At 65.9% G+C, this 13,170-nt stretch carries 11 protein-coding genes and 1 riboswitch; of the genes, 8 read left to right on the top strand and 3 right to left on the bottom strand.

What is annotated here, in order from left to right:
• Positions 1-11: 11 nt before the first annotated feature.
• Both amaB and EV665_RS13395 read left to right on the top strand, forming a co-directional pair.
• Positions 12-1,535, top strand: a complete 1,524-nt coding sequence (gene amaB / locus EV665_RS13400; protein WP_133034477.1) for an L-piperidine-6-carboxylate dehydrogenase — start codon at positions 12-14, stop codon at positions 1,533-1,535.
• Between the two features lie 6 nt (positions 1,536-1,541).
• Positions 1,542-2,774, top strand: coding sequence for a pyridoxal phosphate-dependent aminotransferase (locus tag EV665_RS13395; RefSeq protein ID WP_133034476.1), 1,233 nt, complete (start codon positions 1,542-1,544; stop codon positions 2,772-2,774).
• 153 nt (positions 2,775-2,927) lie between these two features.
• On the opposite strand, the gene EV665_RS13390 is transcribed toward EV665_RS13395, so the two are convergent.
• Positions 2,928-4,028: a saccharopine dehydrogenase family protein gene (locus EV665_RS13390; RefSeq protein WP_133034475.1), complete on the bottom strand. Its 1,101-nt coding sequence runs from the start codon at positions 4,026-4,028 to the stop codon at positions 2,928-2,930.
• 112 nt (positions 4,029-4,140) lie between these two features.
• Between EV665_RS13390 and EV665_RS13385 the strand changes: the two genes are divergently transcribed.
• Positions 4,141-4,581, top strand: a complete 441-nt coding sequence (locus EV665_RS13385; RefSeq protein WP_206362188.1) for an Lrp/AsnC family transcriptional regulator — start codon at positions 4,141-4,143, stop codon at positions 4,579-4,581.
• A 108-nt stretch (positions 4,582-4,689) separates the two neighbouring features.
• On the opposite strand, the gene EV665_RS13380 is transcribed toward EV665_RS13385, so the two are convergent.
• Together EV665_RS13380 and EV665_RS13375 are read right to left on the bottom strand one after the other, a co-directional pair.
• Positions 4,690-5,997, bottom strand: coding sequence for an NAD(P)/FAD-dependent oxidoreductase (locus tag EV665_RS13380; RefSeq protein ID WP_206362189.1), 1,308 nt, complete (start codon positions 5,995-5,997; stop codon positions 4,690-4,692).
• Complete coding sequence (locus tag EV665_RS13375) at positions 5,997-7,346, bottom strand: glutamine synthetase family protein (RefSeq protein ID WP_133034474.1); 1,350 nt, start codon at positions 7,344-7,346, stop codon at positions 5,997-5,999. Before EV665_RS13375 ends, EV665_RS13380 begins: the two co-directional genes overlap by 1 nt.
• A 178-nt stretch (positions 7,347-7,524) precedes the next feature.
• Here EV665_RS13375 and EV665_RS13370 point away from each other — a divergent pair, with 178 nt between their 5' ends.
• The 5 genes from EV665_RS13370 to thiQ all read left to right on the top strand — a co-directional run bounded on the left by EV665_RS13370 (position 7,525) and on the right by thiQ (position 13,103).
• Entirely contained in the window at positions 7,525-8,178 is a 654-nt protein-coding gene (locus EV665_RS13370) for a GntR family transcriptional regulator (protein WP_064332702.1), read from the top strand.
• A 66-nt stretch (positions 8,179-8,244) separates the two neighbouring features.
• A complete protein-coding gene (locus EV665_RS13365) occupies positions 8,245-9,498 on the top strand; it encodes an NAD(P)/FAD-dependent oxidoreductase (protein ID WP_133034472.1) in 1,254 nt (417 codons plus the stop codon).
• A gap of 107 nt (positions 9,499-9,605) precedes the next feature.
• A riboswitch (TPP riboswitch) is annotated at positions 9,606-9,718 on the top strand.
• 38 nt (positions 9,719-9,756) lie between these two features.
• The gene (gene thiB / locus EV665_RS13360; protein ID WP_133034471.1) at positions 9,757-10,764 is read left to right on the top strand and encodes a thiamine ABC transporter substrate binding subunit; all 1,008 of its coding nucleotides are present in this window, start codon (positions 9,757-9,759) and stop codon (positions 10,762-10,764) included.
• A gap of 4 nt (positions 10,765-10,768) precedes the next feature.
• On the top strand, positions 10,769-12,391 hold the full coding sequence (gene thiP / locus EV665_RS13355) for a thiamine/thiamine pyrophosphate ABC transporter permease (protein ID WP_380686160.1): 1,623 nt from the start codon (positions 10,769-10,771) through the stop codon (positions 12,389-12,391).
• Positions 12,384-13,103 carry a thiamine ABC transporter ATP-binding protein gene (gene thiQ, locus EV665_RS13350; protein ID WP_064331851.1) on the top strand — a complete coding sequence of 240 codons (720 nt, stop codon included), beginning with the start codon at positions 12,384-12,386 and terminating at the stop codon, positions 13,101-13,103. The genes thiP and thiQ overlap by 8 nt, the downstream gene beginning before the upstream one ends.
• Positions 13,104-13,170 lie beyond the last annotated feature (67 nt).

Genomic DNA, 13,170 nt, shown 5'->3' with positions numbered 1-13,170 from the left:
GGAGACACCCCATGACGAAAGTCGACGTGAAACAGGAAACCGAAACCCTTCTCGACAAGCTCGGCGTCGCGCGCAGCGCCTGGCAGGGCGGCGACATGGCCTCCTACAGCCCGGTCACCGGCGAGGAGATCGGCAAGCTGAAGACCGTTTCGGCCGCCGAGGCCGACAAGGCGATCGACGCCGCCCACGACGCCTTCAAGGCCTGGCGTCTCGTTCCCGCACCGAAGCGCGGCGAACTCGTCCGCCTGCTCGGCGAGGAACTGCGCGCCGCCAAGGCCGATCTCGGCCGCCTCGTCTCCATCGAGGCCGGCAAGATCACCTCCGAAGGCCTCGGCGAAGTGCAGGAAATGATCGACATCTGCGATTTCGCCGTCGGCCTCTCCCGCCAGCTCTACGGCCTGACGATCGCCACCGAACGCCCCGGCCACCGCATGATGGAGACCTGGCACCCGCTCGGCGTCGTCGGCATCATCTCGGCCTTCAACTTCCCGGTCGCCGTCTGGTCGTGGAACGCCGCGCTGGCGCTGGTCGCCGGCAATTCCATCGTCTGGAAGCCGTCCGAAAAGACCCCGCTGACCGCCCTTGCATCGCAGGCGATCTTCGAGCGCGCCCTCGCCCGCTTCGGCGACGCCCCGGCGAACCTGTCGCAGGTCCTCATCGGCGACCGCGCCATCGGCGAAGCCCTCGTCGACAATTCCAAGGTCGCGCTCGTCTCGGCCACCGGCTCCACCCGCATGGGCAAGGAAGTCGGCCCGCGTCTTGCCAAGCGCTTTGCCCGCTCGATCCTCGAACTCGGCGGCAACAATGCCGGCATCGTCTGCCCCTCGGCCGACCTCGACATGGCGCTGCGCGCGATTGCCTTCGGCGCGATGGGCACCGCCGGCCAGCGCTGCACGACGCTGCGCCGCCTCTTCGTGCATGACAGCGTCTACGACCAGCTCGTGCCGCGCCTGAAGAAGGCCTATACCAGCGTTTCCGTCGGCAACCCGCTGGAAACCTCGGCGCTCGTCGGCCCGCTCGTCGACAAGCAGGCCTTCGACGGCATGCAGAAGGCGCTGGCAGCAGCCAAGGCCGAAGGCGGTTCCGTCACCGGCGGCGAACGCGTCGCGGAAGCCGGGAAGGACACGGCCTACTACGTCAAGCCCGCCATCGTCGAAATGCCGAAGCAGGCCGGCCCGGTTCTCGAAGAGACCTTCGCGCCGATCCTCTATGTCATGAAATATTCCGACTTCGACGCCGTCCTGGACGATCACAACGCCGTTTCGGCCGGCCTCTCCTCGTCGATCTTCACGCTGAACATGCAGGAAGCCGAACGCTTCCTCGCCGCCGACGGCTCGGATTGCGGCATCGCCAATGTCAACATCGGCACTTCGGGCGCGGAAATCGGCGGCGCGTTTGGCGGCGAGAAGGAAACCGGCGGCGGCCGCGAGAGCGGCTCCGACGCGTGGAAGGCCTATATGCGCCGCGCCACCAACACGGTGAACTATTCGAAGGCTCTGCCGCTCGCCCAGGGCGTCTCCTTCGACATCGAGTAGGCCGTGATGGACAACCGGACCAAGACAGAGGAGGCGGGCTTTACGCCCGCCTCGCGCATCGCCGCCATCGGCGTCTCGAAAATCCTGCAGATCGGCGCCCGCGCCGCTGCAATGAAGAAGGACGGCCTGCCGGTCATCATCCTCGGCGCCGGCGAACCGGACTTCGACACGCCGGACAATGTCAAGGCCGCCGCCAAGGCCGCCATCGACCGCGGCGAGACGAAATACACCGCGCTCGACGGCACGCCGGAGCTGAAGAAGGCGATCTCCGAGAAATTCCGCCGCGAGAACGATGTCGACTATGCGCTCGACGAGATCACCGTCGCGACGGGCGCCAAGCAGATCCTGTTCAACGCCTTCATGGCGACGATCGATCCGGGCGACGAGGTGATCATTCCGACGCCCTACTGGACCTCCTATTCCGACATCGTGGAGATCTGCGGCGGCGTGCCGGTGCTGATCCCCTGCGACGCCGAGGCCGGTTTCCGCCTGAAGGCCGAGCAGCTCGAAAGGGCGATCACGCCGAAGACACGCTGGGTGCTGTTCAACTCGCCGTCGAACCCGTCAGGCGCGGCCTATGGCGAGGCCAACTACCGCCCGCTCCTCGACGTGCTGCTGAGACACCCGCATGTCTGGCTGATGGTCGACGACATGTACGAACACATCGTCTACGATGGATTCAGGTTCGTCACCCCCGTCGCCATCGAACCGCGCCTGAAGAGCCGTGCGCTGACGATCAACGGCGTCTCCAAAGCCTATGCCATGACCGGCTGGCGCATCGGCTATGCCGGCGGCCCGAAGGCGCTGATCAAGGCGATGGCCGTGATCCAGAGCCAGGCGACCTCCTGCCCGTCCTCGGTCAGCCAGGCCGCCTCGGTCGAGGCGCTCACCGGCCCGCAGGATTTCCTCAAGGACCGCCAGGCGAGCTTCAAGCATCGCCGCGACCTCGTCGTCTCGGCGCTGAACGCCATCCCCGGCCTTGCCTGCCGCACCCCGGAAGGCGCCTTCTACACCTTCGCCGGCTGCGCGGGCGTGATCGGCAAAGTGACGCCGAAGGGCAGGCGCATCGAAGCCGACAGCGACTTCACGGACTATCTCCTGGAAGACGCCCATGTCGCCGTCGTGCCCGGCTCGGCCTTCGGCCTTTCCCCCTATTTCCGCATCTCCTACGCCACGTCGGAGGCGGAACTGACGGAAGCGCTGAAGCGCATCGCGGACGCCTGCGCAAAGCTCGCCTGAGCCGCATCACCAATCGGACAAAAGAAAAGGGGCCTCGAAAGAGGCCCCATTTTTATGGATCCGCGCCTTGTGGCGTTCTCTACTTCCCCGCGGCCGAGCCACAGATGCGAAAACGCCCCGGTCCGAACCGGGGCGTCTGAAGGGTCTGGAAGGTCAGGCGGCGCGGGCGCCGTGGTTTTCCTGGGCGTAGTAGTGACCGAAACGGTTGGCGAGGAAGGTGTCGAGGGCGATTTCCTCCTGGCGGACGAAACCCTCGGCGCGCAGCGAACCGTCGGCGAGCATGTCGAGCACGGCGCAGATCGAGCCGGCCGTGGTGATCTGGATGGCGGAATGCAGGCTGCCGGCGACCGGGGCGCTGTAGACCTTGTTGGCGTAGGTTTCCTGGATCAGGCGGCCGCCCTTGCGGCCCGAGACGGTCACGAAGATGATGACGACGTCCTGCGTGGTGGTCGGCAGGGCGTTTTCGAAGATGTCCTTGAGGACTTCGCGGCGGTGGCGCAGGCCGAGGTCGTTGAGCAGCGCCTTCATGATGGCGGCATGGCCGGGATAGCGGATCGTCTTGTAGTTCAGCGTGCGGACCTTGCCCTTCAGCGATTCACAGAGCGTGCCGAGGCCGCCGGAGGTGTTGAAGGCCTCGTAGGTGACGCCGTCGAGCGAGAATTCCTCGCGCTCTTCGAGGGCCGGAACCTCGATCAGCGCGCTTTCGACGATGGCTTCGCAGGGCTCGATATATTCGTTGATGACGCCGTCCGTGCTCCAGGTGAGATTGTAGTTCAGGGCATTGGACGGGTACTGCGGCAGGGCGCCGACGCGCATGCGCACGCTTTCGAGCGAATCGAAGCGGCTGGCGAGGTCGTTGGCGACAATCGAGATGAAGCCCGGTGCAAGGCCGCACTGCGGGATGAAGGCCGTCTTGGCGTTTTCCGCGATGCGCTTGACCTGGCGGGTGGATTCGACGTCTTCCGTGAGGTCGAGATAGTGCAGGCCCGCATCGGCGGCAGCTTCCGCGATGGCGACAGTCAGGTGGTAGGGCGCGGCGGAGAGAACGGCGAACTTGCCGGCGAGGAGCGCGCGCAGGGCAGAGCCGTCGGCAATGTCGACGACGGCGGTCGAAACGGTCGCGTGACGCTCGATGGCGGCGAGCTGCTCGTCCGAACGGTCGGCGACGGTGACGCGGTAATCCCCGCTGTGAGCCAGCATGCGGGCGATGGTCGAGCCGATCTTGCCTGCGCCGATGACAACGATGTCCTTCATGTGATTTCCCTCCGGCATGAATTGATGCACTAATTTTGAGGGCGATGGGTGTCGATTTAAAGCGCCATATCCGGCATAATACACTATCGATATCGGCAGAATGACGGTGAAAATGAGCATTTCGACGCTAGGCGCCAAGGATCGCGAACTTCTCGCCATCCTCAGCGAGAACGCCCGTGAACAGACCGCGACGATCGCCCGCAAACTGGGTCTTTCCCGCACCACCGTGCAGGCGAAGATCGACCGGCTGGAGCGGGACGGGGTGATCGCCGGCTACGGCGTCAAGCTCTCGGATGCCTATGAGAGCGGCATGGTGAAGGCGCATGTGCTGATCACCATCGCGCCGAAGACCTTGGCGCGCATCACCACGGAGCTGCACGCCATCTCGGCCGTGCGCACGCTGCATTCGGTGAGCGGCAGTTTCGACCTGATCGCCGTGGTCGAGGCGGCATCGATCGCCGAACTCGACCACCTGATCGACCGCATCGGCGCGATCGACGGCGTGGAGCGCACGCTGTCGTCGATCATCCTGTCGACGCGGATCCGGCGTTAGGAAACAGCACAGGACCATCGGGCGGCCAATCGCGGCTCATCCTCCCCGGAGCAAGGCCGAGGAGGACACGTGTCTGGAGGAATGCTTGTCGTCAAAACACGGCCGTCTTCAGAGGCCGAAGGCATCCTTGAACTGATACCACCACGAACCGATGGTGGAATATTGCGCGCGGAACAGGCGCCCGCCGGGGAAGGGGATCCAGGGCAGCTTTTCGAACTGGCTGAAGCGGGAGAGGTCGCCGTCGATCGCCTCGCTGAGGATGCGGCCGAAAAGGTGCGAGCCGGTCACGCCGTGGCCGCTGTAGCCATGGGCGAAATAGGTGTTCTTGCCGATCTTGCCCATCTGCGGCACGCGCGAGAAGGAGAGGGCGAAATTGCCGCTCCAGGCATAGTCGATCTTCACGCCCTTCAGCGACGGGAAGACCTTTTCGAGGTTCGGGCGGATCTTTGCCCTGACGTCCGCCGGGTCGGTGCCGCCGTAGACGGTGCCGCCGCCGAAGATCATGCGCTTGTCGGCCGACAGGCGGAAATAATCGAGGATGTAGCGCACGTCCTCGACGCACATGTCGCTCGGGATCAGCGCGTCGGCGCGCTCGGCGCCGAGCGGTTCGGTGGCGACCATCTGGGTGGAGACCGGCATGACGCGCGAGACCAGCTTCGGCACGACATGGCCGAGATAGGCATTGCCGCAGAGCACGGCGACATTGGCCGTCACGCTGCCCTTGGCCGTGTGGATGACCGGCTTTTCCGCCTCGTGCTCGACGCGGGTGACGGGCGACTGCTCGTAGATCACGCCGCCGAGCGATTCCAGAGCCTTCGCCTCGCCAAGCGTGAGGTTGAGCGGGTGCATGTGGCCGCCGGTCGTATCCAGCATGCCGCCGATATAGGCGTCGGTGTTGACGAGCTTGCGCATCGCCGCCTTGTCGAGCATCTGGTGGTCGTCCATGCCGTAGCTCTTCCACAGGGCCTTCTTGTGTTCGAGGTCCTTCATGTGGGCGGGCGTATAGGCGGCGTAGATGTTGCCGGTCTTCAGGTCGCAGTCGATATCGTACTGGGAAACGAGGCGGCGGATGATCTTGCCGCCCTCCTGCACCAGGCCGCCGACGAAGGCGCCGGCCTCAACGCCATAGCGGCGCTTGATCGTGTCGAGGCTGGCATTGAGGCCGTTGACGATCTGGCCGCCATTGCGGCCGGACGCACCCCAGCCGATGCCGGCGCCCTCGACCATCACCACCTTGTAGCCCTTTTCGGCAAGGTGGATGGCGGTCGAAAGGCCGGAATAGCCGGCGCCGAGCACGGCGACGTCCGCCGTCACCGCGCCTTCCAGCACTTTCGGCGTGCGGACGATGTTGCGGGAGGCGGCGTAGTAGCTGTCGGGGTAGGCACCGTTGCCGGCATAGGAGTCTTGCTTGGCCATCAGACGATTTCCAGGTAGGCGCTGAATTCGAAGTCGGTCACCTGTTCGGCGAAACCGGCGATTTCCTGCCGCTTGCAGGCGATCAGCATGGAGCGAAGGTCGGTGTCGAAGATTTCGGAGACGATCGAGCCGTTCTCGAAGGCAGTGACGGCCGAACCCCATTCGCTCGGAATGCGCGGCAGTTGTGAGAGATAGGCCCGGCCCGAGACCGGCGCCGGCGGCTCCCATTTGTTGCGGATGCCGACGAGGGCGGCGCCGAGAATGCCGGCCATGACGAGGTAGGGATTGGCGTCCGCGCCGGCGACGCGATGCTCGATGCGCCGCGCCTTGTTGTTGCCGCCGGGGATGCGGATGGCGGCGGTGCGGTTCTCGTAGCCCCAGGAGATCGAGGTCGGCGCGTGGGTATCGGGGCGCAGGCGCCGGTAGGAATTGTAGTGCGGCGCAAAGAGCAGCGTCGATTCCGCCATGCCGCGCATCAGGCCCGCCACGGCGTGCTTCATGATGTCGGAACCCTCGGGTGTGCCGTTGTCGAAGACGTTGTCGCCCTTCTCGTCGACCAGGCTGAAATGCATGTGCATGCCGCTGCCCGAACGCATGCCGTAGGGCTTTGCCATGAAGGTGGCGGCAAAGCCGTGCTTGCGCGCGACGCCCTTGATGATGCGCTTGAAGAACAGCGCGTCGTCGGCAGCCTTCAACGGATCGTCGGTATGCATCAGGTTGATTTCGAACTGGCCGATGCCGTTTTCCGCGACGGCCGAATCCGCCGGCACGTTCTGCCGCTCGCATTCCGCATAGACGTCGGAGAAGAACTGGCCGAAATCGTCGAGTTCGTCGATGGAGAGGATGGCATCGGAATCGAGACGCTTGCCGGTATAGGGCGAGATCGGCGGCTCGGCATGATCGGGCTCGGCGTCGATCAGGTAGAATTCCATCTCCGAGGCGACGACGGGGCGCAGGCCCAATTCGTGATACTGCCGCACGATATGGGCGAGCGCCTGGCGCGGATCGGCGAGGAACGGTTCACCACCCTCCTTGAACAGCCAGAGCGGCACGACGGCCGACGGTTTCAGCGTCCAGTTGACCGGGAGCGCGCCGCGGCCGGTGGGGCTGCAGATGCCGTCCATGTCGCCCGAGGCGAAGACGTGGCTGGAGCCGACGATGTCCTCACCCCATACGTCCACGCCGACGATGGACAGCGGCATGCGGATACCGCCCTTCAGCACCTTTTCCGCCTGTCCGACGGGCACGCGCTTGCCGCGCAGGATGCCGTTCAGGTCGCAGACCACGGCCTGGATGCTCTCCACGCCGTCGGCATTGATCAGCCAATTGGCATCATTGTTCGCAGTCATGGTTCCCTTCCGTATCACATAATTATTTTTGTGATCACATTTTCAAAATATGCACACTTTCTTGTCGGGGGTCAAGCTGCTAGAACCTGTCACAAAGCATAGGATAGCATCTGGCAGCCTTTCGTGGAGGGATGGATTGGGCAACTTGGCGCTTGAGCCACTGGACCGGCCGGAAGGCATGACGACGCATGAATATGCGCACCGGCGCCTGCGCCAGGCGATCATGGTCGGCTCGATCCGGCCGGGGGAATCGCTGACGATCCGCGGCATCGCCGAAGCGATGGAGAGCAGCCCGACGCCGGTGCGCGAGGCGTTGCGCCGCCTCTCGTCGGAAGGCGCGCTGCGCGTGCTCGACAACAGGCGCATCATGGTGCCGCGCATGACAGCGGACCGGTTCAGCGAACTCGTCTCGCTGCGTTCCGTGCTGGAGCAGCATGCCGCGCGCCGGGCGGTGCCGCATATCACGGAGCGCCGGATCGACCGGCTGGAAGAGATCGACAGGGCGCAGGACGAGGCGATCGCCCGCAAGGACAATGCCAATGCCCTGCTCCTGAACCAGGAATTCCATCGCACGCTCTATACCGCCAATCCCGAGCAGGTGATCATGCCGATGGTGGAGAGCATCTGGCTCCAGCTCGGCCCCTTCCTCGGTATCGCCATGGAGCATGTCGCCCAGCTCTATTTCGTCGATCGCCACCAGGAAGCGATCGCCGCGCTGCGCAAGCGCGACGAGGACGCCGTGGCGTCCGCCATCAAGGCCGATATTTCCGAGGGCATCGGCGGCTTCGAACACGCGGCGATCGAAAACCTGCTGCGGCTGGCGGGACAATGACGCGCCTTGCCTTGGCGCGAGCCCGCATGCATTGATGCGCAAACGAAAATCTCCTGGGGCAGGCTCATGAAGACGGATGTCATCGTTCTCGGCGCGGGCGTGGTCGGCATTTCGACCGCGATCCATCTCCTCCGGCGCGGCAAGTCGGTGGTGCTCGTCGACCGCCGCGGCGCGGCGGAAGAAACCTCCTATGGCAATGCCGGCCTGATCCAGCGCGAGGGCGTCTTCCCCTATGGTTTCCCGCATGATTTCGGCGCGCTCTTCCGCTACGCGCTGAACAACACGATCGACGCGCACTACCACCCCTCGGCGATCCCCGGCATCATTCCGTTCCTTGCCCGCTACTGGTGGCATTCCGGCTTCCGCCAGCACCAGAGCATCGCCCATCTCTATGCGCCGCTCATCGAGAACTCGATTTCCGAGCATGCCGACCTCATCGCCGCGTCCGGCGCGGACGACCTCATCCGCAAGGACGGCTGGATGAAGGTTTTCCGCACGGAGAAGGAGCGCGACAAGGCCTATGCGGACGCCGAAAAGCTGTCGGCCAATTTCGGCGTCAACCACCAGAAGCTGACGACGCGGGAGGTGGCCGAGGCCGAGCCATCCATCCGCGCCGAGCTCACCGGCGGCCTGCGCTGGACCGACCCATGGTCGATCCTCGATCCGCAGGGCCTCCTGAAGCGCTACCTCGCCTATTTCCAGTCGCTCGGCGGCGAACTCAAGTCCGGCGATGCAGCGACCATCGAGCATGTGCTGGAAGGTGAAGGCTGGCGCATCGCCACGCCGGAAGGCCCGCTCGAAGGCAAGGAAGTCGTCGTCGCGCTCGGTCCCTGGGCCGATACGGTGACGCGCAAGCTCGGCTACCGCTTCCCGCTCGCCGTCAAGCGCGGCTATCACATGCATTACGGTGCGGAAGAGGGCGCGACGCTCAACAACTGGGTGCTGGATGCCGAACGCGGCTATTTCCTCGCGCCCATGCAGCGCGGCATCCGCCTCACCACCGGGGCCGAATTCGCCAAGCGCGACACGCGCAAGACGCCGGTGCAGTTGCGCCGGGCCGAAAAGGTGGCGCGGGAATTCTTCCCGCTCGCCGAACGCCGCGACGAAGAGCCCTGGATGGGCGCCCGCCCCTGCACGCCGGACATGATGCCGATCATCGGCAAGGCTCCGCGCCACGCCGGCCTCTGGTTCGCCTTCGGCCACGCCCATCACGGCATGACGCTCGGCCCGATCACCGGCCGCGTGCTGGCGGAAAAGATGCTGGGCGAGCGGACCGTCATCAATATCGGCCCCTATCGCCCCGAGCGTTTCATCGCGTGACCGAAAAGAGGTAGGCAGCTTTTTGACAGGTCGGGGCCGGCGCTTTCGCCGGCCTTTTGCTTGCCGCCACCCTCTTGCGCCCCGCCGCAAGCGGGATTATGCCTTGCCTTGCTCTAACGGGGTGCCCGCGGGTTTCGATCCGCTGGCTGAGAGGCGGTTTCGCCAACCCGAAGAACCTGATCCGGCTCGTACCGGCGGAGGGATTAGACGGCACATCCAGCGCCCTACTCCCGTTTTGTGAACAGCAAGGAGGCGCGGATGCGCAAGACACTTTTCTCCACCATCGCGGCACTCGCCGTTTCCCTCGCCCTTCCCGCGCTGGCGCAGGAAAAGACGCTGACCGTCTACACCTATGAGAGCTTCGTCGCCGAATGGGGACCCGGCCCGAAGGTCAAGGAAGCCTTCGAGAAAACCTGCGGCTGCACCGTCGAATGGGTCGGCGTTGCCGACGGCGTGGAACTCCTGACGCGCCTGAAGCTCGAAGGCGAGGGCACGAAGGCCGACCTGGTGCTCGGCCTCGATACCAACCTGATCACCGAGGCCAAGGCGACCGGCCTCTTCGAGGCGCACGGCCTTTCGCCGGAAGGCCTGACGGTGCCGGGCGGTTTTTCCGACGACACGTTCCTGCCCTACGACTACGGCCATTTTGCCGTCGTCTATGACAGCGAGACGCTCAAGACCCCGCCGACGAGCCTGAAGGAACTGGTCGAGGGCGACCCGTCGCAGAAGATCGTCATCGAAGACCCGCGCACCTCGACGCCGGGTCTTGGCCTGCTGCTGTGGGTGAAGTCGGTCTATGGCGACGAGGCGGCCGGGGCCTGGGGCAAGCTGAAGGACCGTGTGCTGACGGTGACGCCCGGCTGGTCGGAAGCCTACGGCCTCTTCACCAAGGGCGAGGCGCCGATGGTGCTGTCTTACACGACCTCGCCCGCCTACCACGTCATCGCGGAACAGACCGAGCGCTACAAGGCCGCCGCCTTCTCCGAGGGCCACTACGTGCAGATCGAGGTCGCCGGCCTGACGCGCACCGCCGACGACAAGGATCTTGCCCGCCAGTTCCTGACCTTCATGACCGGCCCGGACTTCCAGTCGATCATCCCGGAGACCAACTGGATGATGCCGGCCGCAAAGACGAAGGATCCGCTGCCTGCAGCCTTCGACGCGCTGGTGAAGCCGGAAAAGACCTTCCTGATGTCGTCGGACGAGGTCGCGGCCAACCGCAAGGCCTGGATCGACGAATGGCTGGCGGCGATGAGCGCCAGGTAACGTGATCTTCGCCCGCACTGAGCGACGGACGCTGCGTGTCGCCGGGGGCCTCGCCCTCGGCACCGTGCTCGCCTTCGTCGGTGCGGCGACGGCCGTGCTTCTCGCCCATGCCGGCCCCGGCGCCGGTGCGCCGCTCCTCGATGCCTATATCGGACGCGTCGCGCGGTTCACGCTGCTGCAGGCGACGCTCTCCACGCTGCTGTCCGTCCTGCTCGCCATTCCCGTCGCCCGGGCGCTCGCCCGGCAGCGGGACTTTCCGGGCCGCGTCTGGATCATCCGGCTGTCCGTCGTGCCGCTCGGCCTGCCGGCGCTGGTCGCCGCGCTCGGCGTCATCGAGATCTGGGGCCGGCAGGGCGTCGTCAACGACCTGCTCGGGCTTGCCGGGCTGCAGAACCCGGTCAGCGTCTACGGGCTTGCCGGCATCCTGATCGCCCACGTCTTCTTCAACCTGCCGCTCGCCGCGCGCTTCCTGCTGGCGGCCCTCGACCGCATTCCGGCGGAATACTGGCTGACCTCCGCCAATCTCGGCATGGGCGGCGGCGCGGTGTTCCGGCTCGTCGAATGGCCGGTAATCCGGCGGGTCCTGCCGGGCATCGCCGGCCTCGTCTTCATGCTCTGCGCAACGAGCTTCACGATCGTGCTGACGCTCGGCGGCGGACCGGCCGCGACCACGATCGAAGTGGCGATCTACCAGGCGCTGCGCTTCGATTTCGACCCCCAGCGCGCCGTGCTGCTCGCCTTCCTGCAGATCCTCGTCACGGCAAGCCTGCTCTGGCTGATCTCGCTGTTCGGCCACCCGCCCGAGGAAGGCATGACAGCGGGCCGCGCCATCCGCCGTTTCGACGGCCGCAGGCGGCGCGTCCCCGACGGCCTCGTCATCCTTCTCTTCACCCTCTTCACCGCCGCCCCGCTCGCCGCCACCCTTGTCTCAGGCCTTTCCGCCGATCTCGGCCGGCTGGCGCTCGATCCGCTGCTGCACCGGGCGCTCCTCACCAGCCTTGCCATTTCCTTCGCCTCGGCCTGCCTCAGCCTCGCGATCGCACTGCCCATCGTGCTCGTGCCGCGGCTTGCCGAAACGGGCGATGCGGGCATCGCGACACGGCTGATGGGCCGCGCACTGCCGGCAGTCGGTTCGCTCATCCTGCTCGTGCCGCCGGTCGTCGTCGCCACGGGCTGGTTCCTCGTGCTGAGGACCTTCAGCGAGACCGGGCGCTTCGCCCCTGCCGTCATCACCGTCCTCAATGCGCTGATGGCGCTGCCCTTCGTCGTGCGCGTGCTGGAGCCGGCCTATCGCACCCACCTCTCGCGCACCACCCGGCTCGCGCTCAGCCTCGGCGTCACCGGATTGCATCGCCTGCGATGGATCGACCTGCCGGCCCTGAAGAAGCCGCTGCTCACGGCCTTCGCCTTCGCCATGGCGCTGTCGCTCGGCGATCTCGGCGCCGTCGCCATCTTCGGCGCGGAAGGCTTCATCACCCTGCCCTGGCTGCTTTTCTCCCGCATGGCGAGCTATCGCACGGCGGACGCCGCCGGCATCGCGCTGCTGCTCGGCGTGATATGCCTTCTCCTGACGCTGCCCTCGACCACGGCGGAGCGCCCGACCGAAAGACAAAGCGCCGATGCCTGACCTTGCCATCCGCCTCACCGATGTCATCGTGCGCTTCGAGGAGAAGCGGCTTTCCTTCGACTGCGCCATTCCCACCGGTGCCGCAGTCGCCGTGGCCGGCCCCTCGGGCGCAGGAAAATCGACGCTGTTCAACGTCATCGCCGGCTTCCAGGCGCCGGCCTCAGGCGATGTCCGGCTGCTCGGCGAAGACATGGCGGGGCGCGATCCCGCGGAACGGCCGGTCTCGATCATCTTCCAGGACAACAACCTCTTCGCGCATCTGACGATCGCCGACAATGTCGGCCTCGGCATCGATCCGGCACTGCGGCTCGACGCACCTGCACGCCAGCGCGTGTTCACGGCGCTCGCCCGTGTCGGTCTCGGCGGTTACGAGCGGCGGCTGCCGGGCTCGCTTTCCGGCGGCGAGCGGCAGCGCGTGGCGCTCGCCCGCGCCCTGGTGCGGCGCCGGCCGATCCTCCTGCTCGACGAGCCCTTCGCCGCGCTCGATCCGGCCATGCGGGCGGAGATGGCGAAACTTCTGGCGGAACTGCGGAGCGAGACGAAGAGCACGATGCTCTTCATCACCCACCAGCCGGAGGACATCCGCCGGCTGGCCGACCGGGTGATGTTCCTTGAGGCGGGCGCGATCCTTCTCGATGAGCCCGTCGGCGATTTCCTCTCGCGTCGGGAACCACCGGCCGTTGCAAAATTCCTCGGTCATTCCGCGCTTTAGCGGCGCGACCGGCGGGGCGTTCCGGCGGCACGCCACAATTTGGACGCCCCCCTGTGTCACCGGAGCC

This window comes from Shinella granuli (assembly GCF_004341885.1).
Classification (GTDB): Bacteria; Pseudomonadota; Alphaproteobacteria; order Rhizobiales; family Rhizobiaceae; genus Shinella; species Shinella granuli.
The sequence above is the reverse complement of the archived record's forward strand: the minus strand, read 5'-3'. Positions and strand labels throughout refer to the sequence as shown.

What these genes read in the sequence shown, in the direction of transcription:
- amaB (WP_133034477.1), top strand. Translation starts at nt 12, where the DNA reads ATGACGAAAGTCGACGTGAAACAGGAAACCGAAACCCTTCTCGACAAG.
- EV665_RS13395 (WP_133034476.1), top strand. Translation starts at nt 1,542, where the DNA reads ATGGACAACCGGACCAAGACAGAGGAGGCGGGCTTTACGCCCGCCTCG.
- EV665_RS13390 (WP_133034475.1), bottom strand. Translation starts at nt 4,028, where the DNA reads ATGAAGGACATCGTTGTCATCGGCGCAGGCAAGATCGGCTCGACCATC.
- EV665_RS13385 (WP_206362188.1), top strand. Translation starts at nt 4,141, where the DNA reads ATGAGCATTTCGACGCTAGGCGCCAAGGATCGCGAACTTCTCGCCATC.
- EV665_RS13380 (WP_206362189.1), bottom strand. Translation starts at nt 5,997, where the DNA reads ATGGCCAAGCAAGACTCCTATGCCGGCAACGGTGCCTACCCCGACAGC.
- EV665_RS13375 (WP_133034474.1), bottom strand. Translation starts at nt 7,346, where the DNA reads ATGACTGCGAACAATGATGCCAATTGGCTGATCAATGCCGACGGCGTG.
- EV665_RS13370 (WP_064332702.1), top strand. Translation starts at nt 7,525, where the DNA reads ATGACGACGCATGAATATGCGCACCGGCGCCTGCGCCAGGCGATCATG.
- EV665_RS13365 (WP_133034472.1), top strand. Translation starts at nt 8,245, where the DNA reads ATGAAGACGGATGTCATCGTTCTCGGCGCGGGCGTGGTCGGCATTTCG.
- thiB (WP_133034471.1), top strand. Translation starts at nt 9,757, where the DNA reads ATGCGCAAGACACTTTTCTCCACCATCGCGGCACTCGCCGTTTCCCTC.
- thiQ (WP_064331851.1), top strand. Translation starts at nt 12,384, where the DNA reads ATGCCTGACCTTGCCATCCGCCTCACCGATGTCATCGTGCGCTTCGAG.